Origin of the sequence: Mesorhizobium sp. C432A, assembly GCF_030323145.1 — a bacterium.
In the GTDB taxonomy this organism is placed as follows: domain Bacteria; phylum Pseudomonadota; class Alphaproteobacteria; order Rhizobiales; family Rhizobiaceae; genus Mesorhizobium.
The window spans coordinates 5,166,618-5,186,060 of sequence record NZ_CP100470.1 but is presented as its reverse complement, the minus strand read 5'-3'; the positions used below and the strand labels follow the sequence as shown (position 1 = coordinate 5,186,060).

The 19,443-nt window shown below is 63.0% G+C and carries 24 protein-coding genes and 1 pseudogene; 18 read left to right on the top strand and 7 right to left on the bottom strand.

Annotated features, from left to right (window positions below):
* Window positions 1-4: 4 nt before the first annotated feature.
* Entirely contained in the window at window positions 5-1,012 is a 1,008-nt protein-coding gene (locus NLY33_RS25500) for a hypothetical protein (RefSeq protein WP_023695521.1), read from the top strand.
* Window positions 1,013-1,232: 220 nt separating this feature from the next.
* The gene (locus NLY33_RS25495) at window positions 1,233-1,901 is read left to right on the top strand and encodes a class I SAM-dependent methyltransferase (protein ID WP_245272523.1); all 669 of its coding nucleotides are present in this window, start codon (window positions 1,233-1,235) and stop codon (window positions 1,899-1,901) included.
* Window positions 1,902-1,909: 8 nt separating this feature from the next.
* Here NLY33_RS25495 and NLY33_RS25490 read toward each other — a convergent pair whose 3' ends face one another.
* A complete protein-coding gene (locus NLY33_RS25490) occupies window positions 1,910-3,868 on the bottom strand; it encodes a tripartite tricarboxylate transporter permease (RefSeq protein WP_023695519.1) in 1,959 nt (652 codons plus the stop codon).
* Window positions 3,868-4,920 (bottom strand): Bug family tripartite tricarboxylate transporter substrate binding protein, encoded by a 1,053-nt coding sequence (locus NLY33_RS25485; protein ID WP_023695518.1) that lies wholly within the window; start codon window positions 4,918-4,920, stop codon window positions 3,868-3,870. The genes NLY33_RS25490 and NLY33_RS25485 overlap by 1 nt, the downstream gene beginning before the upstream one ends.
* A gap of 246 nt (window positions 4,921-5,166) precedes the next feature.
* Between NLY33_RS25485 and minC the strand changes: the two genes are divergently transcribed.
* From minC to NLY33_RS25455, 6 genes are all read left to right on the top strand, one after another.
* Window positions 5,167-5,997, top strand: a complete 831-nt coding sequence (minC, locus tag NLY33_RS25480) for a septum site-determining protein MinC (RefSeq protein WP_023695517.1) — start codon at window positions 5,167-5,169, stop codon at window positions 5,995-5,997.
* A gap of 49 nt (window positions 5,998-6,046) precedes the next feature.
* Complete coding sequence (gene minD, locus NLY33_RS25475; RefSeq protein ID WP_023670342.1) at window positions 6,047-6,862, top strand: septum site-determining protein MinD; 816 nt, start codon at window positions 6,047-6,049, stop codon at window positions 6,860-6,862.
* Complete coding sequence (gene minE / locus NLY33_RS25470) at window positions 6,859-7,131, top strand: cell division topological specificity factor MinE (RefSeq protein ID WP_023684809.1); 273 nt, start codon at window positions 6,859-6,861, stop codon at window positions 7,129-7,131. Before minD ends, minE begins: the two co-directional genes overlap by 4 nt.
* Window positions 7,132-7,468: 337 nt before the next feature.
* Window positions 7,469-7,900 carry an ArsR/SmtB family transcription factor gene (locus NLY33_RS25465; protein ID WP_023693878.1) on the top strand — a complete coding sequence of 144 codons (432 nt, stop codon included), beginning with the start codon at window positions 7,469-7,471 and terminating at the stop codon, window positions 7,898-7,900.
* Window positions 7,897-8,433 carry an SRPBCC family protein gene (locus NLY33_RS25460; protein WP_023695516.1) on the top strand — a complete coding sequence of 179 codons (537 nt, stop codon included), beginning with the start codon at window positions 7,897-7,899 and terminating at the stop codon, window positions 8,431-8,433. Before NLY33_RS25465 ends, NLY33_RS25460 begins: the two co-directional genes overlap by 4 nt.
* 165 nt (window positions 8,434-8,598) lie before the next feature.
* Window positions 8,599-9,180, top strand: a complete 582-nt coding sequence (locus NLY33_RS25455; protein WP_023705176.1) for a dihydrofolate reductase family protein — start codon at window positions 8,599-8,601, stop codon at window positions 9,178-9,180.
* A 63-nt stretch (window positions 9,181-9,243) separates the two neighbouring features.
* On the opposite strand, the gene NLY33_RS25450 is transcribed toward NLY33_RS25455, so the two are convergent.
* Window positions 9,244-10,434 carry an integrase core domain-containing protein gene (locus NLY33_RS25450; protein WP_286439223.1) on the bottom strand — a complete coding sequence of 397 codons (1,191 nt, stop codon included), beginning with the start codon at window positions 10,432-10,434 and terminating at the stop codon, window positions 9,244-9,246.
* Between the two features lie 391 nt (window positions 10,435-10,825).
* Here NLY33_RS25450 and NLY33_RS25445 point away from each other — a divergent pair, with 391 nt between their 5' ends.
* Window positions 10,826-11,707, top strand: a complete 882-nt coding sequence (locus NLY33_RS25445; RefSeq protein ID WP_023693874.1) for an EamA family transporter — start codon at window positions 10,826-10,828, stop codon at window positions 11,705-11,707.
* 145 nt (window positions 11,708-11,852) lie between these two features.
* Window positions 11,853-13,028 (top strand): hypothetical protein, encoded by a 1,176-nt coding sequence (locus NLY33_RS25440; protein WP_023693873.1) that lies wholly within the window; start codon window positions 11,853-11,855, stop codon window positions 13,026-13,028.
* Between the two features lie 191 nt (window positions 13,029-13,219).
* Here the strand turns inward: NLY33_RS25440 and NLY33_RS25435 are convergent, their stop codons facing one another.
* From NLY33_RS25435 to dinB, 3 genes and pseudogenes are all read right to left on the bottom strand, one after another.
* Window positions 13,220-13,318 (bottom strand): hypothetical protein, encoded by a 99-nt coding sequence (locus NLY33_RS25435; RefSeq protein ID WP_023684816.1) that lies wholly within the window; start codon window positions 13,316-13,318, stop codon window positions 13,220-13,222.
* A 58-nt stretch (window positions 13,319-13,376) separates the two neighbouring features.
* Window positions 13,377-13,475: a hypothetical protein gene (locus NLY33_RS25430; RefSeq protein WP_023670351.1), complete on the bottom strand. Its 99-nt coding sequence runs from the start codon at window positions 13,473-13,475 to the stop codon at window positions 13,377-13,379.
* Between the two features lie 285 nt (window positions 13,476-13,760).
* A pseudogene (dinB, locus tag NLY33_RS25425) lies at window positions 13,761-15,000 on the bottom strand (DNA polymerase IV).
* Between the two features lie 233 nt (window positions 15,001-15,233).
* Here dinB and NLY33_RS25420 point away from each other — a divergent pair.
* From NLY33_RS25420 to NLY33_RS25385, 8 genes are all read left to right on the top strand, one after another.
* Window positions 15,234-15,470: a hypothetical protein gene (locus NLY33_RS25420; protein WP_023705175.1), complete on the top strand. Its 237-nt coding sequence runs from the start codon at window positions 15,234-15,236 to the stop codon at window positions 15,468-15,470.
* A 153-nt stretch (window positions 15,471-15,623) separates the two neighbouring features.
* A complete protein-coding gene (locus NLY33_RS25415; protein WP_023705174.1) occupies window positions 15,624-16,028 on the top strand; it encodes a heme-copper oxidase family protein in 405 nt (134 codons plus the stop codon).
* 266 nt (window positions 16,029-16,294) lie between these two features.
* A complete protein-coding gene (locus NLY33_RS25410) occupies window positions 16,295-16,516 on the top strand; it encodes a hypothetical protein (RefSeq protein ID WP_023670355.1) in 222 nt (73 codons plus the stop codon).
* 328 nt (window positions 16,517-16,844) lie between these two features.
* Entirely contained in the window at window positions 16,845-17,357 is a 513-nt protein-coding gene (locus NLY33_RS25405) for a hypothetical protein (protein WP_286439868.1), read from the top strand.
* A gap of 39 nt (window positions 17,358-17,396) precedes the next feature.
* Window positions 17,397-17,699, top strand: a complete 303-nt coding sequence (locus tag NLY33_RS25400; RefSeq protein WP_023684824.1) for a hypothetical protein — start codon at window positions 17,397-17,399, stop codon at window positions 17,697-17,699.
* 340 nt (window positions 17,700-18,039) lie between these two features.
* Window positions 18,040-18,369, top strand: a complete 330-nt coding sequence (locus tag NLY33_RS25395; protein ID WP_023670359.1) for a DUF1236 domain-containing protein — start codon at window positions 18,040-18,042, stop codon at window positions 18,367-18,369.
* 97 nt (window positions 18,370-18,466) lie between these two features.
* The gene (locus tag NLY33_RS25390; protein WP_023670360.1) at window positions 18,467-18,682 is read left to right on the top strand and encodes a hypothetical protein; all 216 of its coding nucleotides are present in this window, start codon (window positions 18,467-18,469) and stop codon (window positions 18,680-18,682) included.
* A 92-nt stretch (window positions 18,683-18,774) separates the two neighbouring features.
* Window positions 18,775-19,014 (top strand): DUF2934 domain-containing protein, encoded by a 240-nt coding sequence (locus tag NLY33_RS25385; protein ID WP_023705172.1) that lies wholly within the window; start codon window positions 18,775-18,777, stop codon window positions 19,012-19,014.
* 156 nt (window positions 19,015-19,170) lie between these two features.
* On the opposite strand, the gene NLY33_RS25380 is transcribed toward NLY33_RS25385, so the two are convergent.
* Entirely contained in the window at window positions 19,171-19,422 is a 252-nt protein-coding gene (locus NLY33_RS25380) for a hypothetical protein (RefSeq protein WP_023684826.1), read from the bottom strand.
* Between the last annotated feature and the right edge of the window lie 21 nt (window positions 19,423-19,443).

Below are 19,443 nucleotides of genomic sequence, written 5' to 3'. Positions count from 1 at the left end.
AACGATGATCACAGTGTTGGTGCACGAGTTGAATCAGACGCCGATGCGGCGGCTGATTTCGTCGGCAGGGCACTTGTTGCCGCTTTTGCGCATGGAAACCTATCAGTCAGTCTTCCGCCGACTGAACTTTCCCGCGGGTACCTTGGTTTTTACTGATTTTGAGTATCTGAATGGCATGGAAATGATGGCGGCGGCGGATATTGCCGAAGCCGCAAAGCGCGCCGACCCTGATGCTCGAATTCTAAACCATCCCGCGACTGTCCTGGAGCGGTTCGCCCTGCTCCGCCGGCTTCGTATTAGAGGAATCAACCCGGTCGAAGTATCGCGTCTGGAGCAGGATGAGCGACCAACCCGTTACCCTGTTTTTATCCGGATGGAAGATGGCTTCTGGGGGCCGGAAACCAAGCTTCTGGAAAACCCACGCCAACTTGAAGAGGCGATCGCCGTTCTCCAGGGCAACGCCAAGCCGATGAAGCGGCGCATCGCCGTCTCCTTTGAAGCCGATCGCGATTCGAACGGCTACTATCGAAAGTATGGCGCATTCCGCATTGGGGACGCGATTGTGTCCCAGCACATACTTAGGTCCGTCGACTGGAACGTTAAGTCATCGGCAAGCAGCACCGACCCGGATTTCGTGCGCGAGGAACTCGCCTTCGTAAAGGACAATCCGCACGCTGAGGACCTGCTTCGCGCCTGCAATACGGGCCATATCCAGTTCGGCCGCGTGGACTACACGTTGCGAGACGGCGCATTGGTGATATTCGAGGTCAACCCCAATCCGACTTTTCCGAAGTTCAAAGGTGGCGCAGCCGCCCGTGAGGAACGACGTGGCCACATTATCGCGGCGTTGAAAGTTGCATTCGAGGCAATCGACAGTTCCGGCACCGGGAGAATCGACTTCCTGCCTTCAGCCGGATCTTACCAATTCATTCAGTCGGGCCGCTGGATATGGCCGGTGAGATGGCTTTGGAGAACAAGAATGGCCCGGCGAAGGAAGATGCAATCGCAATGAACGGCCCGCGAGAAAGCCCACCGGCAGGACAACGGCTCTCGATTTACACCGACGAACCACTCACGCAACTTGCCCGTTTTTCGTTTGATTGGGCTGAGGTGCTGTGTGACCCGAGCCATGGGTGTATGCCCTACCATCGCACGTGGAGCATGATCCGCCTGCTGGAATCGAAAGGTGCCAAGCCGGCCGGCGGGGGTTCTTTGGACGTGAATTGGCTGCCGTGGCCCAGGAGGGCCGCTGTCGCATTCTCCTGTCGGGCGCGGCCGACACCGGCCTGGCGGCAATGGTTCTGGGCCAAACGAGGCCGGTCGGCATCGAGCCCGAATTTGTGCTGATCGATCGCTGTGAAACGACGGTCGAACAGAACAGGCTGTTTGCCCGCTCCGCCGGTTTTGCGCTCGAGACCCACCGCGCCGACATTCGCGGTTGCGACTGTGCGCCGGTGCAGGCAGTTGTCGCGCATAGCGTTCTTAATTTCTTCGACCGCAGCGCACGCCAGCAGGTGGTCGACAGTTGGGCGCGTAGTCTCAAGCCTGGCGGACGCCTGCTTCTCTCCCAGAGGTTGCTATCGGAAAAAGACCAGCCGAGGGGGCCTCGCGGCATCGCTGAAATCGGCCGAAGGCTTTCGACCATCGAGAAGGCCGCCGTCGCGGCGCATTTTCCTGCCGCTGCCGTGGCGGAGCTGAAGACGGCCGTCGAAGCGCTCTGGGGTGAACCGCTGCATGAAGATCGCACTACATATTCAGACCTTGCGGATATGCTGAAGCAATCCAACCTGACGATTGTCGGCTCGGAGCAGCATCATACCGGGAAAAGCGTTTCCCCGCTTGCCGCTGCCGACAGCGTCCAGACAATTCCAAGATACGAAATCGTCGCCGTCAGGATGTAGCCCGACCACTAGAACAAGTGCGACATCGCAGAAGCGGGAAGGTCGATAGCCGCTATCCGATCTAGATAAAACCAGGTCGCCACTGCGACCGCAACCGAGGTGCAAGATGCCAGTGCCGCCGACTTCAAGGTCAGCTTCTGACCGGCTGCAATCCATATCAGGGTAAACAGGGATAGCGCCGCCGGGAGGCCCGCCAGCCAGACAGCGGCCGGCAACAGGAGCATCATCATCAACGGCACACGATGGCTTTCCGGGATCGTATGGGTCCGTCCGCCTCCCTGTTTCTCGTGGCCAACAAGCGAGATCGTTTGCACAAGGGCGACCGCGAGCATCGCAAACAGACAACACCAGGCCACGGCCTGCGCGAAGATCGAATAGCCTGGCTGCCCTTGGAGCGATATCGCTGCCATCACAGCGCATCCACCGGTCAACAGCCATGCGACTGCGGCATCGGCACGCTTTGGCTTGACACGTCGCGGCGGCAAAACACCACCGCGCACGATCCATGCGAGGGAAAGCGCGATTATGACCATGATCGTCAACGACGCCGGCCGTTGTAGAGGGTTCAGCCTGCCGACACGGGCCAACTCCACACTGAGCGCCAGGTTTCGCTCGATGAAGCCGCCCAGGACGAATGATATGACAAAAGGAATTTGCGGCCAGGCGAGGCGCTTCAGCATGTAGCCGGCCAGCCCGAAAGCGACGGCTACGTACAGATCGATCAGCAGCCCGTTTAGCTGCACGATCGTCACGAAGCTGACGACAATGATCGGGAGCGCGATGCGGTCGATCCTGAGAGCAGTCAGGCGCGCAAAATATGGTGTCAACGCCAATCCCACTGCGGACGTCAGCAGGTTCGACAGCAGCAGCGCGGTAATCAACGTGAACGTCAGGGGCAAGCCGGTCGTCAGCATCGGTATGCCCGGAACGATGCCGTGTACCGTCAGGACTGTCAGCAGGATCAAGCCGCCCTCGCTGCCGGGAAGGCCGAAGGCAACGGTCGGCAGAAGCGAGCCTCCGTCCTTCGAATCGACGGCCGCTTCCGGCGCAATGATGCCCCTGATGTCACCAGATCCGAACCTTGAGCGCTGGTCCCTGGGGGTTGTCTGGATCGCCTGCCCGTAGGCAACGAAGCTGGCGACCGTTCCTCCAACACCTGGAATGATGCCGACCAACACGCCGATGGCCGACGATCGCATTGTTAGTCCCCAATGACGAAAGACAGCAAGCATACCGGTCCAGATCGAGTCGTTCGGGTTTTCCAGGCCAGCCGCTTTTTCAAGCTGCAATCTTTTTCGCCACGAGATGATTTCAGAAACGGTGAAAAAGCCAAGCAGCAGCGCGACCATGTCGACGCCGTCGAAGAGAGCGATGCTCCCAAACGTCCAGCGTGGTTGGCCATAGGTCGGATCAGTTCCGACAAGACCGACCAAAAGCCCCAGCAGCGCCATCGCCAGCGCTTTCAGACGGGACGCGCTTGGAACCGCAATGATCGTCGACAGGCCCCACACGCCGAGCAGCACGTATTCAAACGGTCCGAATTGCAGGATGAACGGCCGAATGATCGGCATGAGCGCTATGAGGACGAGGACGCCAAAAACCGATCCGACGGCCGAGGCCGTTGCCGCGGCGGCTATCGCGGTGCGAGGCAGGCCGGCCCTGGACATCGGATGGCCGTCGAGCAGGGTTGCCGCGCTTGGCGCGTTGCCCGGTATGTTGAAGAGGATAGCCGTTATAGATCCCATGAAGGTCGCGCCGCCGGTCAGGGCGCCAAACAGCAACAACACCGATACCGGATCCCAATGCACGGTTGCGACCAGCAGAAGGGTTGCAAGGCTGGCGCCGCCAATCCCTGGAAGAAAGGACGTAGCCATGGCAACCAAGGTGCCAAGCACCGGGATCAGTATGTTCGGCCAGGAGAATACATTGCCCAGTCCAGTGCCGAGGGCAGCCCAATATCCGGTCATCAGCGCGTTGCTCGCGCATCCCGCTCGAGTTCCGGGTGTTTTTTCAGATACGCTTCCGCCTCATGGAAGGCACTGAGCATATCGTTGATCACGATGACGGTCTGGTCAGCGTCGCGCGGCTCGATTGGACGTTTCTGAGCTTCAAGCGCCACCTTGAACCCATCGCTCTTGACCGCGGCGGAGACGGCGTCACGAAGACAACCTAGCGATTTCTGCTCCATGTCGGCAGGGGCAAAAAATCCCCGCGCTGTCGCCGAAGCTTTCGCGACGGCGATGGCCAACCGCAATCGTTCTTCCTGCTTCTCCTTGGAAAGGCCTTGGCTGCGCTGCCACACCAACCCTCCTTCACCCGCCAGGAAAGCCACGCCTGGCGCGTTCGGGTCAGGTCCCTCCGTGAGAACCAGACCGACTTTGGCTTCGCCTGCGGCGGTCGAGCGCAAGCCTGTCGTCAATGAATTGGATGTCATATCGCCTTCGCCACGCAGGAGCGCGGACATGAGTGCGCCGCTGCCTTCATAGCCCGAGACCACGTCGACCTTGATATCGAGGAGGTGCGCGGTGAGCACTATCGGCAGGATGCCGGCTTCAAGCGATGAAACCGACGCGACCAGATGTTTGGCGCTTTGCAAATCGACATCGTTCCGAACAATCCACGCTTCGGGATCGATGTGAATCAGTCCTATCGGATTTAGCCGATTCATCCAGTTGTCGACGCCAGCCGGAATGTCACCTTGCGAAATTATGTCTGAGACGCTTTCAATCATAAGGACCAGTTCGTCGGACGGGGCATTCGTTACACGCTTTAGCGCCGCAAATCCGCCTGCCGCAGGCATATTGACGACCCTGACATTGAGCTCGGTCGTGCTGGCAAGGGCCGGCGCAAATGCACGGGCATAGGTATCATAGCCGCCGCCGGCAGCGTTGGGGACAACGAGGGTGATTCGCCGGCCGGCGTAGGTGGTTGCGCAAGCGATCTCGCCGCCGCTTGCCGCGGACGGCAGGTAGATTGCCGCGGCGGTGATTGCCGCCAACGCCACACGAAAGAACTTCATCTCGCCAAGCCCCAGATTTCACCCAGTGGTGATACTTTAGAAAGCCCTTGCAACGCCAGCGTTGTTCCTTAGCAATCGCGCTTAGGTTCGTGAATGTCGCGGTCTGTGTGGCCAATTGGCGTCCGCAACCGGCGTCTACCCCGATCTTCAAATTTCTTGCGATCTGCCATGCGGTTATTCAGTCCATTAACCTTTCATTAACCATACCACCGCTAGCGTTTACCTCTCAGTAAGGAATCGCCCGCCGTGACCTTTGCCGCTCCCCTCGAGGCCAAATCCATTCGCTTTCGCGCCCGCTCCTTCGTGGCTTTCACGCTGACGCCCGAGGCGCCTTTGGACGTTTGGCTGGAGAGCCTCGATCGCTGGGTCGGCAATTCGCCGGGATATTTTGCGGGGCGCCCGGTGGTGCTCGACCTGAACGTGCTCAAGCCCGATGTCGTGGCCATCGAAGCGCTGGTCGATCTGCTCGGCCAGCGCGGAATCCGCATCTATGCCATGGAACTCGATGGTGGCGCCGAGCTTGGCACGCATCTGCCGCCGGTGCTGGTCGGCGCCAAGGAGGCGACCACCGACGGGCTGCTGCAGCCGAGCCGCAAGGCGGGCAGGGCGGAGGAGGACACTGCGGTAAGCGACATGAAGGCGGCCGGTGACATCAAGGCAGAGGCCGGCGATTTGAAGGCGGGCGATTTGAAACCGGCGAGCGATGCCAAGGCACAGCCGAAAGACGCCAAAATTGCCGCACCCGACGCTGGCACGCTGATGATCCGCTCGCCGATCCGTTCAGGGCAGCTGATCTTCCATCCGCATGGCGATGTCATCGTGCTGGGCTCCGTCGCGTCCGGCTCCGAGATCGTCGCCACTGGTTCCATCCACGTCTATGGCACGCTGCGCGGCCGCGCTTCGGCAGGCGCTCAAGGGAACACGGCGGCGCGTGTCTTCTGCCGCAGGAACGAAGCCGAACTTCTCTCGGTCGATGGCTGGTATTGCACGGCCGAGGAGATGGACCCGTCAGTCCGGGGCAAGCCTGTGCAGGCATTTCTCGAAAACGGCATGCTGCGCATCGCCCCTTTCAGCTAATGCGTCTCGCCCGACAACGACATAACGAACAACAACGGAGGCTTTATTGATGGGCAAGGTAGTGGTGGTCACCTCGGGCAAGGGGGGCGTCGGCAAGACGACCTCTACCGCGGCTCTGGGGGCGGCGGTCGCCAAGACCGGCAAGAAGGTGGCGCTGGTGGATTTCGATGTCGGCCTGCGCAACCTCGATTTGATCATGGGCGCCGAACGCCGCGTGGTGTTCGACCTCGTCAACGTCATCCAGGGCTCGGCAAAGCTGTCGCAGGCGCTGATCCGCGACAAGCGGGTCGAGACGCTGTTCCTGCTGCCGGCCTCGCAGACGCGCGACAAGGATGCGCTGACCGAGGAGGGCGTCGCCGAGGTCATCGGCAAGCTGCGCTCGGTGTTCGACTATGTCTTCTGCGACAGCCCAGCCGGCATCGAGCGCGGCGCGCAGCTCGCCATGCGCTTTGCCGACGAGGCGGTCATCGTCACCAATCCGGAAGTGTCGTCGGTGCGCGATTCCGACCGCATCATCGGCCTGCTCGATTCCCGCACCTTGCGCGCCGAGGAGGGCGAGCAGATCGCCAAGCATGTGCTGGTCACGCGCTACGATGCGGGACGCGCCGCGCGCGGTGAAATGCTGTCGATCGACGATGTGCTGGAGATCCTGTCGGTGCCGCTGCTCGGCATCATTCCGGAAAGCCAGGATGTGCTGCGCGCCTCCAACCTCGGTTCGCCGGTGACGCTGTCGGAGCCGCTGAACGCCGCTGCCAAGGCTTACATCGACGCGGCCAAGCGCCTCGAGGGCGAACAGCTGCCGGTCATCGTGCCCTTCGAACGCAAGGGCTTCCTCGATCGTCTTTTGGGAAGGAGGGCGGCATGAACCTGCTCGACATCTTCAAGCGGCGCACCAGCGCGCCGGTGGCGCGCGAACGGCTGCAAGTGCTGCTTGCCTATGAGCGCCGCAACCGCAGCCAGCCCGATCTCGTCTCCATCCTGCGCGAAGAGATCATGGCGGTGATCGCCAAGCATGTGCAGATCGACCAGGATTATCTGCAAGTTTCGATGGACCGCGGCGAGACCATGTCGACGCTGGAGATCGACATCCAGATCCCCAACAAGAGCGCGGTGCCGCTGGCCATGGCCGGGTGAGATTGAAGCTGCTGATCTCCCCCCTTGTGGGGGAGATGGCCGGCAGGCCAGAGGGGGGCGCTGTCCCGCCGGCCTGTCGATTACATGTAGCAACGGCTTTGCCGAAGATCTGGATTCGCTGAGATGTAGCGATCCTTCGCGCCCCCCTCTGTCCTGCCGGACATCTCCCCCACGAGGGGGGAGATTGCGCTCCTCGCGCTCGCCTGCGCCAACCACCCCCACCCGGACCTGCGGTCCGACCTCCCCACAAGGGGGAGGTAGGGCGTTTGCGCTAATCCCCAAAAAACATTCAACCAACTAGTTGACTATCTAAAATCTCGCCTCTATATTCAACTACATGGTTGAATTAGAGGCGCCCCAGATGGACCAGGTTTTTCACGCCCTCGGCGACGCCACGCGCCGGAACATGCTTAACCACCTCGCCGGCGGCGAGCGTACGGTGAGCGAGTTGGCTCAACCCTTTGCCATGTCGCTGGCCGCCGCCTCCAAGCACATCAAGGCGCTGGAGCATGCCGGGCTGATCCGGCGCGAAGTGCGCGGGCGCACCCATGTCTGCCGCCTCGAGGCCCGCCCGCTGGCCACCGCCTATCAGTGGCTCGGCCAATACGCGCGTTTCTGGAACAGCCGCCTCGATGTCCTCGAACAGCTTTTGCGCGAGGAGGCGGGGCGCAAAACGTCGACAACGCCGTCAACGCCGGCACCGGCAAATCCAGAACCATCGAAGCCGGAATCACCCAGGCCAACACCTTCCAAGGGAGACGACCGATGAACCAGATGAACAGCTTCGACGGCTACGCCCAGCTGATCCAGCCGGCCACGTTGAGGGTCGAACGGCTTTTGCCCGGAACCAGGGAGCGCGTCTGGGAATATCTGACGCAGAGCGATCTGCGCCGCAAATGGCTGGCGGCCGGCGACATGGAGATGGAGGAAGGCTCTTCCTTCGAGCTGGTCTGGCGCAATGACGAACTGACCGACCCGCCCGGCGACAGGCCGGCCAGCTTCAGTGGCGGCGAGCAGCGGATGCACAACCAGATCGTCGAGTGCGATCCGCCGCGCAAGCTCACCATCACCTGGAACGGCAGCGGCAATGTCACCTTCGAATTGGCGCAGCGCGGCGACGACGTCCTGCTCACCCTGGTCCACCGCCGCCTGCCGGACCGCTCGAGCCTGATGATGCATGCCGCCGGCTGGCACGTGCATCTCGACCTCCTGGTTGCCCGCGTGGCGGCCGAGAAGCCCGAACCGTTCTGGGACAGCTTTAGCCGTATCGTGGCGGAATACGACCGGCGCCTGCCGGCCTGACCTGACCTGACGCATCGCCCGGTCCAACCGGGCACCATCGATCCCTTGCGCCGGATGCCGGCGCAGGGGCCGGCGAAACACGCGCCTTCGCCAGACACCGCGGCGCGCCAGCGGAAATGAAACCAGGCAACGTGCTTGCATCCCGCAAGCCCGAAGGAGGAAGTCATGCGTAAATTGATCACCGGAATGAAGATCTCCATCGACGGCAAGATCGAAGGCCCCGAAGGCTTTGCCGACTGGGTCGACAACTGGTCGGAGGAATACGGCCTGATGCCTGAGATCGACGCCTGCCTGCTCGGCGGCGTGATGTATGCCGGTTATGAGCGCTACTGGAGCGCGATCCTTGAGAACGAGCCGGACCAGCCATTGCCGATGACCGGCAGACTGGTCGACCCGGCCGAACTCGAATGGGCGCGCTTTGCCGCCAAGACACCGCACTATGTGTTGTCGAACACCATGACTTCGGCCGCCTGGGCATCGACGCGCTTCCTGCGCAGCCTCGACGACATCGCGGCGCTGAAGCGCGAGCCCGGCAAGGACATCTACCTCATGGGCGGCGCCCGCATCACCGCCAGCCTGATCGAGGCGGGGCTAGTGGATGAAATGCGGCTCATTGTCTATCCGCTGCTCGCCGGCGACGGCAAGGCGCTGTTCGGCACGGTGCACGCCCGGCACGGACTGGAACTGCGCAAGGCCGAGGCGCTTTCGGATGGACGTGTGAGCCTGGTGTATGGGCTGGCGAGCTAGCCTTGTCCAGCCGATAGATGGGTAACACTTTGAACCGGATACATAGGTGACACTTCTCTCCCCCTATGCGTCCGCCGCAGCGCCAAGCGGATTGGTTGGCGCGGCGCTGCGGCGGGCAAGCTTCATGTGCCGTGTGTCGATGATGCCGAGCGGGTGGGCATGGAATGAGAGTGTCCATTGTCCGTCTTCGGTCTCCAACGCAGCGACCGGTTCGCCCGCCAGCGCTTGCGAGACATATATGAAGCCGCCATTCCATCGGATCTCGCCATTGTGGCGCACGCGGCGGACCGAGGCCTCGGCCGGATAGACGGGCTCGGGTGGTGTCCTGGGCATGGCGCGCTGTGAGGACCGGTAGTGCTGGGCGGGCGTATCCATGCCCAGCGCCTCATGGGGACGTTCCTCATTGTAGCTTTGGCGGAAGGTCTCGAAGGCCTGGCCCTGTGCCGTTCGGTCGGCTTCCGGTGCCTCGGCCATCGGCAGCATGGTCAGGTGAAAGCGCTCGTGACGTCCGTTCTGCTGTGGCCTGCCGGGTGCGATCCGCTCCAAGGTGATGCCGAGCTTGATGAAGCGCACGACAAGCGGCGTCAGCCCGGTGACGCCGGCCGATGCGAAGGGCGGGCCATTGTCGCTTCTGAAGCGATCCGGCAGGCCATGCTCTTCAAACAGCCGTTCGAACACCGGCCAGGCTTCGCTATCGGCCGTCGATCCCGTCGCTTCGAGCGCCAGGAGGTAGCGGCTCGACGCATCCATCACCGTCAAGGGTTCGCAACGCCAGCCGTCGCGGGTCCGGAACCAGCCCTTGTGATCGCCAGTCCACACCGCGTTCGGTTCTTGCGGCTGTGGCCAGGGTCCATTGCCGCAGGCCCGCAGGCGGGGTCGCTTGCGGGCGCGGACAAGCCCATGCCGCGCAAGGATCGCGCCGACCGTCGAGGCTGAAGGCCACATGAACTCGGGAGCCGTGCGCCTGAGCCGTGCCACGATCTTCTTTGGACCCCAAAGCGGATGCAGCTCCTTGGCCGCCACAATCCGCTCAACCAGATCCTGAGCTGTCGCCCGGCCATGATTGAGCGGGGCTCGCGGCAGGTCGTGCAAACCCTCAGGCCCAAACGTCCGATAGCGTCCTAGCCATTTGTAGCCGTTCTTGCGTGAGATCCCGTAGGCCGCACAAAGCGCAACCATCGTCTCATCCCCAGAAAGACACTCCACAACAAACCGTAGCCGCTCGTCCATGATGCCAGTCTCTCGCCAAACCATCGCCGGTCCTCCGGCGGACAAGAAAACTGTCACCCATGCTATCGGTCCATTCTGTTACCTATCTATCCGGTTCGGACAGCCTCTTTTCCTCTCCCTCCGGAGGGGGAGAGGTGGCGCCGCGAAGCGGCGACGGAGTGGGGGAAGGCGCTCATGAAACCCACGGTCGCCGCCTCCGGCAAGCAGGCAATCGGGCGGATGTGATGGACGGTCGACCCCCACTCCGTCGAGCTTCGCTCGACACCTCTCCCCCGATCGACGGAGGAGAGGAAATGCGTCGGCGTTCGCCTTCCACGTCTTGCCCCATCAACAGTCTGCCCGTGCCACACGACAGCCAGGCCTATTATCCATATCTCGGGCCAACGCTGCGGCGCACCGCGCGGAGGGACTGGAATTGACGTCGACGCAGATTGCCGCAGCTGAAGCGAAGGGCTTGCCGATCGGCGCGTTGCTTGGCGCCATGGTGTCGATCCAGATCGGCGCCACCTTCGCCAAGGGCCTGTTTCCACTGATCGGCGCCAATGGCACCACGGCGCTGCGGCTGGTCGTGGGGGCGCTGATGCTGGCGGCGGTGCTGAGGCCGTGGCGGGTGCGGCCGTCGCGCGCCGTGCTGCCCTGGCTCATCGCCTACGGCGTCAACCTCGCGGCGCTGAACCTGCTGTTTTATGCAGCGCTCGCCAGAATTCCGCTCGGCGTCGCGGTGGCGCTCGAATTCTGCGGCCCGCTGCTCGTGGCGACGCTGTCGTCGCGGCGCGCCACCGACTTCGTCTGGGTGGTGCTGGCCGTTGCCGGCATATTGCTGTTGTCGCCCTTCATCCACTCCGGCAGTGCACTCGACCCGATCGGCGTGATGCTGGCGCTGGCCGCCGGCGGCTGCTGGGCGCTCTACATCGTCTTTGCGCAAAAGGCGGGCGCCGAGCTTGGCAGCCAGACCACGGCTTACGGGCTGGTCATTGCCGCTGCTCTCGCCCTGCCGTTCGGCCTAGCCGAGGCGGGTACCGGCCTGATCGCACCCGCGATCCTGGTCAGCGCGCTGCTGGTCGGGCTGTTCTCCAGCGCCTTGCCGTTCTGGCTGGAGATGGTGGCGCTGACCCGGATGCCGGCCAGGCTCTACGGCACGCTGACTTGTCTGGAGCCGGCGCTGGGCGCGCTGGCCGGCTTCCTGTTCCTGCACGAGACCCTGAGCCCGCTGCAATGCGCGGGCGTCGCCGCCGTGGTCGTCGCCGCCTTCGGCGCCGCGCTGACCACGAAGCCGCCGGTGCCATCGCCGGAATAGGTGCCTGAAATGGGTATGTGACGCCGATGCCGTGGTCCGCCGGTCCCGTGTCCGGTTGCTCAAGCGCCTGCAGCATCGATATATGGATCGATGTATGTGCAGGAGATCCAGATGAGCAGGGCCGACAGCATTGCTTGAGCCGTCCGTGATCAAGGCAATACTCCTTGTCGGGTTCGCCGCTGTCGTTGCGGCTCTCGCCTGGCGGCTGGCGCGGTCTCGTCTCAGAGCCCGGCTTCGTGAAGATCCGGCCAACGACTACGCCGTGCGCCGGGACTGGTCGGGCAACCACGGCAAGCTCAATCATTCGTCCTTTGTCTATTTCGATGCCGATCGCGACGGCCGCTACGGGCTCGGCGACCGCCCGATGGCCGGCATCATGGTCAGACTGCATGATGGCGACGGCCGCTTCGTCGCCGCGGCGCGGAGCAACCGCGGCGGCTTTGCCAATTTCCTGGCGTCGGCGAAACGTCGGGCCGCGCCCATCCATGTGCCGGGCAGCTACCGCTTCACCGTGTCGGTTCCGCCCGGCTGGCGCTCCAGCAGCGCCAACGAGGTCCAGTCGCAGCACCTCCGGCCGCTGCCGGGCTCGCCCACCGGGCTGGCCTCGGAAGCAATGCTGCAGCCGGTCGGCCTGTTTGCGATACGCCGGCTCAGCGGCCGCGTAGCGGACGGTGCTTCGGCGAGCATCTCGGTGATGGCGAAAGGGCAAGAGGTGGCGGTGCATCCGCTAAGTGCTGGGGCTGGCTTCCGTCTCGATCTGCCCGATGACGCCGACGCGATCGAAGTCACCGGCGATGGCATGGAACGACGACTGGCCTTGTCCGCCTACCCGACCGAGCTCGGCCTGCTGTCGCCCGAGAACGCGGCTGTCGACAGCGCCGCGTCCTTGCAGGCCATCGGTTTCGACGATGTCACGACGCGCGGCCTACGCAAGGTGCCGTCCGGTTATGCCGGGTTGACCTGGTTCAACCTGAACGCACTGGCGCGCGATCATACCGAAGGCAGCGAAGGCTACGTCAACGGCAATATCTCGGGAGACCATGTCTGCTATACGAGCAGCGGACACCCGGCCGAATTCTCGAGCGACAAACCGTTCGGGTTCCATTCCGTGATGCTGACAGCGGCATGGTTGAAGTCCGAAGGCGAAACCGCACTGGTCGAGAGCTGGCTTGGCGACCGGCTGATCGCCAGCGACACGATCGTCCTGTCGGCACTGGCGCCCGTCCACTATGCGCCGATGCTGGCGGCGGTGACGCGCGTGCGCCTCTCCACGAGCCACTATTGGCAGCTCGTGCTCGACGATCTGGTGGTTGTGCGCTGAAGCGTGTCGCGATTAATCGGGGTGAAAGGGTTTATCGCGGATTGGAAGCACCGTTCGCGGTGACCTGCGAGAGCTTGCCTTTTTTGACCAGCACCGGTTTCAGATAGGTTTTCTTCATTTTCCACTCTCCACGTCGGGCACCCAAAGCCCTGTTCCCGGCCAGACGGCACGAGGCGTCGGATAATCGGCTGCTAGACTGCGACTGGCCCGGAGCCGTTACCATTGTCGGCTGTAACCTGCGAGAGCTTGCCCTTCTTGACCAGCACCGGCTTCGAATAGGTCTTCTTCATGCCGCATCTCCAGTGTAAGGCGGGCCGCCAGATCAGGCGAAAGTCCGACTCAACGACCTCACTCGATCGGGCCGGAACCCGCTCCATTGGCGAGCGCCGTAACCTGCGAAAGCTTGCCTTTTTTGACCAGAACAGGCTTCGAATAGGTTTTCTTCATAGTGAATCCTCCAAGCTTACGCGATAATGCCAGACGGATCGGCACTGTCAACCTTCGCGGCGCCGTCGTCCCGTCCCGGGTTTTCTTGGTCCCGATGCACTAACTGCAAGTCCACCTTCATCGACAAAGCGTTGTTCTTGGGCGTGCATGGCGTGGCCGGGTTGCGGTGCGAAAAATGTCCGAAACTGCGGCGGGTCTGGCCTGGTTGGTCGGCCTGCTCAAACAGAGCGGCAATGCAGCGCGGACTGGCCCAGCCTAAACATTGGCCTCGCCGTCGCGCCGCACTCACAGTTCCTTTTCCGCCAGTTCGCGGAAGGCATCGGGAACCGAGCGCCGGGCTTCCAGCGCCACGGCGCCGTAGCCGACAGCCTCTCTGCCAAAGCGCTGGCGGATCTTGTCGATGGCGCGGTCGGCGCCAAAGCGCGCCAGGCCTTGCCTGCTGCCGGGTCGCTGCTTTTCATCGGCAAGCCCGAGCGGCAGCTCCAGCTGCAGCTCGGCACTTTCTTCCATCTGCGACACCGAAATCGCCAGCAGCGAGATGGTCTTCTCTCGAGGGTTGGCGGCCAGCACGCCGCGCACCAGCTCCCCGGCGATTTCGGCCAGCATCGCGGTTGCCGAAATCGGCTGCTCGAGCGTCAGCGAGCGTGTGACAGCGTGCAGATCGGCAAAACGCACGCGCACCGTCACCGTGCGCCCGGGCCGTGATTTCGCCCTGAGCCGGCTGGCGACCCGGTCTGCCAGATGCAGCAGGACGGGTCCGAAGATACGCGCCTCGGCCGGCCGTCTGCCAAGCGCCGACTGCGCGCCGGCGGAATGCGACCGCCTGTGGGTTTCGAGCTTTCGCGGGTCGCGGTTCCATGCCAGCGACGCCAGCTTTTCGCCGGCGGCGGGCCCGAGCAATCTTCGCAGCGCCCCACCATGCGTCTTTGCCAACTGGCCGATGGTCTCGATGCCGATCTCGGCCAGCCGCGCTCTGGTCGCCGGGCCGACGCCCCACATCAGCCCGACCGGCAGATCATGCAGGAAGGCAAGTTCGGTGTCCGGATCGACCACCACCAGCCCGTCGGGCTTGGCCACCTGCGAGGCGATCTTGGCCAGATGCTTGGTGCGCGCCACGCCGATCGAGATCGGCAGGCCGAGCTCTGCCCGGACGCGCCGACGCACCGTGGCGGCGATCTCGGCCGGCGACCCGAACAGATGCGTGCAGCCGGCGACGTCGGCAAAGGCTTCATCGATGGAAATCCGCTCGACCAGCGGCGTGAAATCGTCGAGCACCTTGATGGCGGCGTCGCCCAGCCGCTGATAGTCGGCGAAATGGCCGCCGACGAAGATCAGTCCGGGGCAAAGCTCGCGCGCGCGTCGTCCGGGCATGCCGCCGCGCACGCCGAAAGCCCTGGCTTCGTAGGAAGCGGCAAGCACGACGCCGCCGCCGACGGCGATCGGCTTGCCCCTGAGCGCCGGTCGAGCAGCTGCTCGACGAGGCGTAGAAGGCGTCGAGATCCGCATGCAGGATGGTGGGCTCCATCCCGACCGTTCCCTTTGCGGCGTTGCAGCATTAGCCGCGTCTGTTGTGAGAGGCGTTTTTGCCGAACAAATAGAGAACAAACAGGGCCTATTGTCAAGCGAAGCGGTTGTCGCCGGCCGGCCCGTTCCAGGTCGGGCTGTCGAGTGCTCCGCCTGGGCATCGGACCTGCGGAACATTGTCTCTCGCCTCGGCGTTCATATCCGCGACGGGACGCTGTTTTTGTGGAGGCCGGTATGGGCAAGTTCGAGATGATCGACCTCGTCAGCGTCATTGACGCCTGCACGAGCGATCGCGTTGCCGGGCACTGCGTGTCAATGGCCAGGGCGGTGGAGGAGTTGCGAGTGCTGACCGGTGATTTCGTATCGCCGGACGAGACGGTGGCCAACGCGCTGTCGGCAGTGGCGCTGGGGCGCGGCTGCGCGGTGGTGTTCGACGAGCGAGCGGGCGCCGACATCTTGCTGACGCCGTAGCGGGGCGGCGCCGGGTTGTGGCAGCCAGAAAAGTCGAACAGCGTGCAAAAAGCTGTGCAGGCATGGCCCATAAGCGCGGCGTGGAAAATTTCTGCGCGTGGGTGTATTCTCCAGGACGCAAGCGGTCGCAGACCGCATAGGGGGAGAAATGACATGCCGAGGATTTCGGAACTCTTTTTCAAAACTGCCATCTTGTTCCTGATGTTGGGGATTGCGGCCGGCCTGCAGATGGCGATCTCGGGCGACCACGCCGCTTTTCCGGCGCACGCGCATATCAATCTGCTCGGTTGGGTGACGAGCGCCATCTTCGGCGGCTACTACGCGCTCAATCCGCAAAAGGCGGCGCGTCGCGTCGCCATGATCCACTACGGGCTCTACACTCTCGGCTTGGTGATCATGCTGCCGGCGCTGTACGTGATGCTGCAGGGAAACCCGGCGCTTGAACCGATCGTCGCCGGCGGCTCGCTCATTATCGCCGCTGCCGTTCTGGTTTTTGCTTTCGTGGTGTTTTCGCCCGAAACGCGCTCGGTGTCCGGCGTGGTTCCGGCCTCTCGCTGACTGTTCGCGCGCGGCGATCAAAGTCCGACCCGCGTTCGCGACCCGCGACACGGGTTGGCCAGGCCGATTGCCGCAGCCGCTTGCTGCGGTGTCTATCTCCGCGTCGGCGCTTAACATACCCGAGTCCCACCACGTATTATTTCGTGACTATTTGGCGCCGGAACCTTCCCAGATATCGCGCGTTGCGGCGACTGTATTCGCGCTGCCTTATATATAGGCAGCCTTGAGTACGTCCACAGCATGGGTTGGGGGAGGAGCAGGACACCATGTCGAACAGAGAAATCGGAACGTCGGCCTCCCTGGGCCGACGCATCGCCGATCTGAAAGCCAGGATGCGAGACGCCAGCGTTACTGAACACGAGATGCAGACCTTCCAGAAGGTCGCAGCCATCATGGGAGGTGTCGAAGGCTCCCTACGCCTCGACGCCGACGACCTGATCGCGGCGTCCTTCGTCACCGAGGCGCTCGGCGATCCCGGGTCGAATTGAAGGTCAGAGCCCGTCGGCACCCAAGTGCCGGCGGTCGATGGCCCGGTTCGCAGCGCCGCGATGCCGGAGCGTGTCTGCACCGCCCGCGGCGGGGATTTCTTGCGCACTTTGAAGATTTCAGGCGAGCGGCCTCGACGGCGCTTGAAATATTGGGCTTCGCGTTCGTGCTTCTCGGCTGCTTCTCGGCTGTCGAAGGTGCCGAGATTGTCGCCGTCCAGCCCTTGACCACAAGGGCTAAGCCAAACCGCCAAGGCGGCTTAAACGAAGGATCCGGCCAGCCGGATCCTTCGAAAAATCGCGATGCTCCGGCATCGCCTTCAGCTCATCCTTGGTCCAACTGGTGACGGCGTGGACGTCCCGGGAAACCTCTCGAAAGTCCGCGGTCGCTGCCTTACACGTCGTCGAACGGGCCGCCGCGCCTCGCCAGGTCGTGACCAATGGCGGCTTCCTCGGCGTCGTCGGGCAAGGCATCGTCACTGTCCTGGTAGGGGTTGTCGTCATCCTCCTCGGGCAATTCGCCTTCCTTCTCGACACCGGTGGTGTCCGGCAGGCTTTCCTCATCTGCTCCGTCGGGCAGGACCGTTGCGCCACGCAGCGCATCCTAATCCTGCCGGCGCGGCGTCGGCGCTTCCACCTCGTCATTGGCGATCCTGTCGCGGGCATCGTTTTGCTCGGTGGCGCCTCGACCTCGTCATTGGGTTTTCTGTTTCGTTCTTCCATGATTGCCTCCTCCGGGCGGCTTTGCGTCGAGAAGGTGGAACTCACTTCCGGCTGTCAGGTTCCGGCAACCACTCCATCTCCGTGGAACCAATTGCCGCCAGTCTGCTTTGCCAAGGACTAGTCTGCTTTGCCAAGGAGATGAATCCAGAGGAGCTGGACCATGAAGACTTTCCCCCTCATCCCATGCGTGCTGCTCCTGGCGCTGGCCGACCCGGCGGCTGCGCAGGACAATGGCGACCAGCACGGCCCTGCCGCGCCTTGCCAGGCGCAGCCTCAGGACGATGGTCAGAAGCCGCCGGTCGCCAATGGCGGCGGCGAATCGACCAGCACGCTCGGTCCCTGCGGCGGCGTGCTGCAGCCGCCGCCCAGTGGTGACCAGGGTATGACGCAGCCGCCGCCGGATCAGGGCAAGACGCCGGTGATCAAGCCTGGCGAGGTGCCTGCGCAGCCGCCGAAGCAATGACCTTTGCTTGAAACTTCACGGCGTGGCACGAAGGCGGTCGGTTCCGGTCTTGGCCGGGCGACGCGGTCACCGGATCAATGCCGGCGCCGGCCGCAATCGCCACCGGAATTGGAGCCGTGCATCATCCATGTCGAAGGTCTCCTGAGGGATTGTGCTTCAATGCGAATCTTGCGGGTGCGGGTTCTGCTGGCATGACCGGAAGCCGATCAATTTAGTCTCCGCTTGCGGAACAAGACCGTACCGGCTGCGTTTGCCTCCAGGAGCCCGCCACCTCGATCTGCGCTGTTTTCGCCTTATGCGGGAACACGGCGGAGCTCGCCAACAACGACAGGAGACGAAGATGAAAACCATCCTTATTCCCGCCGTCGCCGGGCTCGCCATGATCGCTGGTATCGGCATTGCCGCCGCCGACGAGGTCATCGTCACGCAGCCGGCACAGCAGCAGGTGATCATCACCCCGGAACAGCGCACGGTCGTGCACCAATACGTAAAGAAACATCCGCTTGCCTCGGTCAATCTGCTCGGCGTCGAATTGAATGTCGGCACTGCCTTGCCTGACACTGTCGAGCTGCAGGAGGTTCCCGACGTTCAGTACAGATACGCCGTCGTCGACAACCATACCGTGTTGGTCGACCCCAGCACGCGCAGGATTGTCGAGGTGGTCGAGTAACGCTCGACAACCTAACCATTCATCGGTGATACGGCCCTGTCGTTCTTCCTAAAAGGGCGGCAGGGCCGAATGATGAACATGATGAAGGAGAATTGCCATGTTGCCGCATGTCGAGACCCCGAACTCCGCCAATGTTGCGGCGTGTTGCGACAAGTTGCTGGCCGAGCGCAACACGGCGCTGTTATCGATGAAGGAAGCGATCGCGCTCCTGCGGGAGCGCACCGGCACCGATCGTTCGGATGCCGACCTCGCGGGGCTGATCGTCAAGAAGGCGGCGCTGCTCGGCGTTGCGGTGATTTCCGACCCGCGCTGAGATGTCTCGTCACTCAAGACGCCGGCCGAATTTTCGGCTAATGTTTTCGTGGAATCTGGACCAACCGACCGGACCCAACCACGGAGGCTTAAGTGACGGACGACAAACAGGACCGCATTCGCCAGCGCGCGCACGAGATCTGGGAAAAGGCCGGCCGGCCTGAAGGCGCGCATCAGGAACACTGGGAGCAGGCCACGGCTGAATTTGATGGCGCGGTCGCCAAGCCCAAAAAGGCGGCGAAGAAAGCTGACGCCAAGCCCGCCAAGGCAGCCGCCAAGCCAAAGGCCGCGAAGCCTGCCGCCGCAAAGTCCGGCAAAGCCAAATCGAAATAAGGCCAGAAATAAGGCCAGTCGAAATAAAGCAAGGCCGGAATTCGCTGGCCGGGCCATCCTTGGCGCCCGCCGTTCAGGCGCGCCCGAGCCTCTCAACCTGACGAATTGCGCCTGCGACGGGCAGCGCAATTCCTTGTGTTTGGCGACAGCCGCCCCTCATGCCTCCCAGGCATAACTCGACAGCGCAAAGCGAATCCCGGCAGCTGTCATAGCCAGTTCGCATTCGGTGATCTGGCGCAGGTGGCGCAGATAGCGCGTTACAGTCTGTGGCAGCCAGCCGGCGCAGGCCTCGACATAGGCGCGGCTGTGAACAAGGGTGCCGGTCGACAGCCTCTCGTCCTTCTCGGCAACGACTTTCAGATATTGGCGGATGAAGCGGATGTCGTCGGCGATGTCCTGGCTGGCCATTCGCCAGGCCCCGGCGAGGCG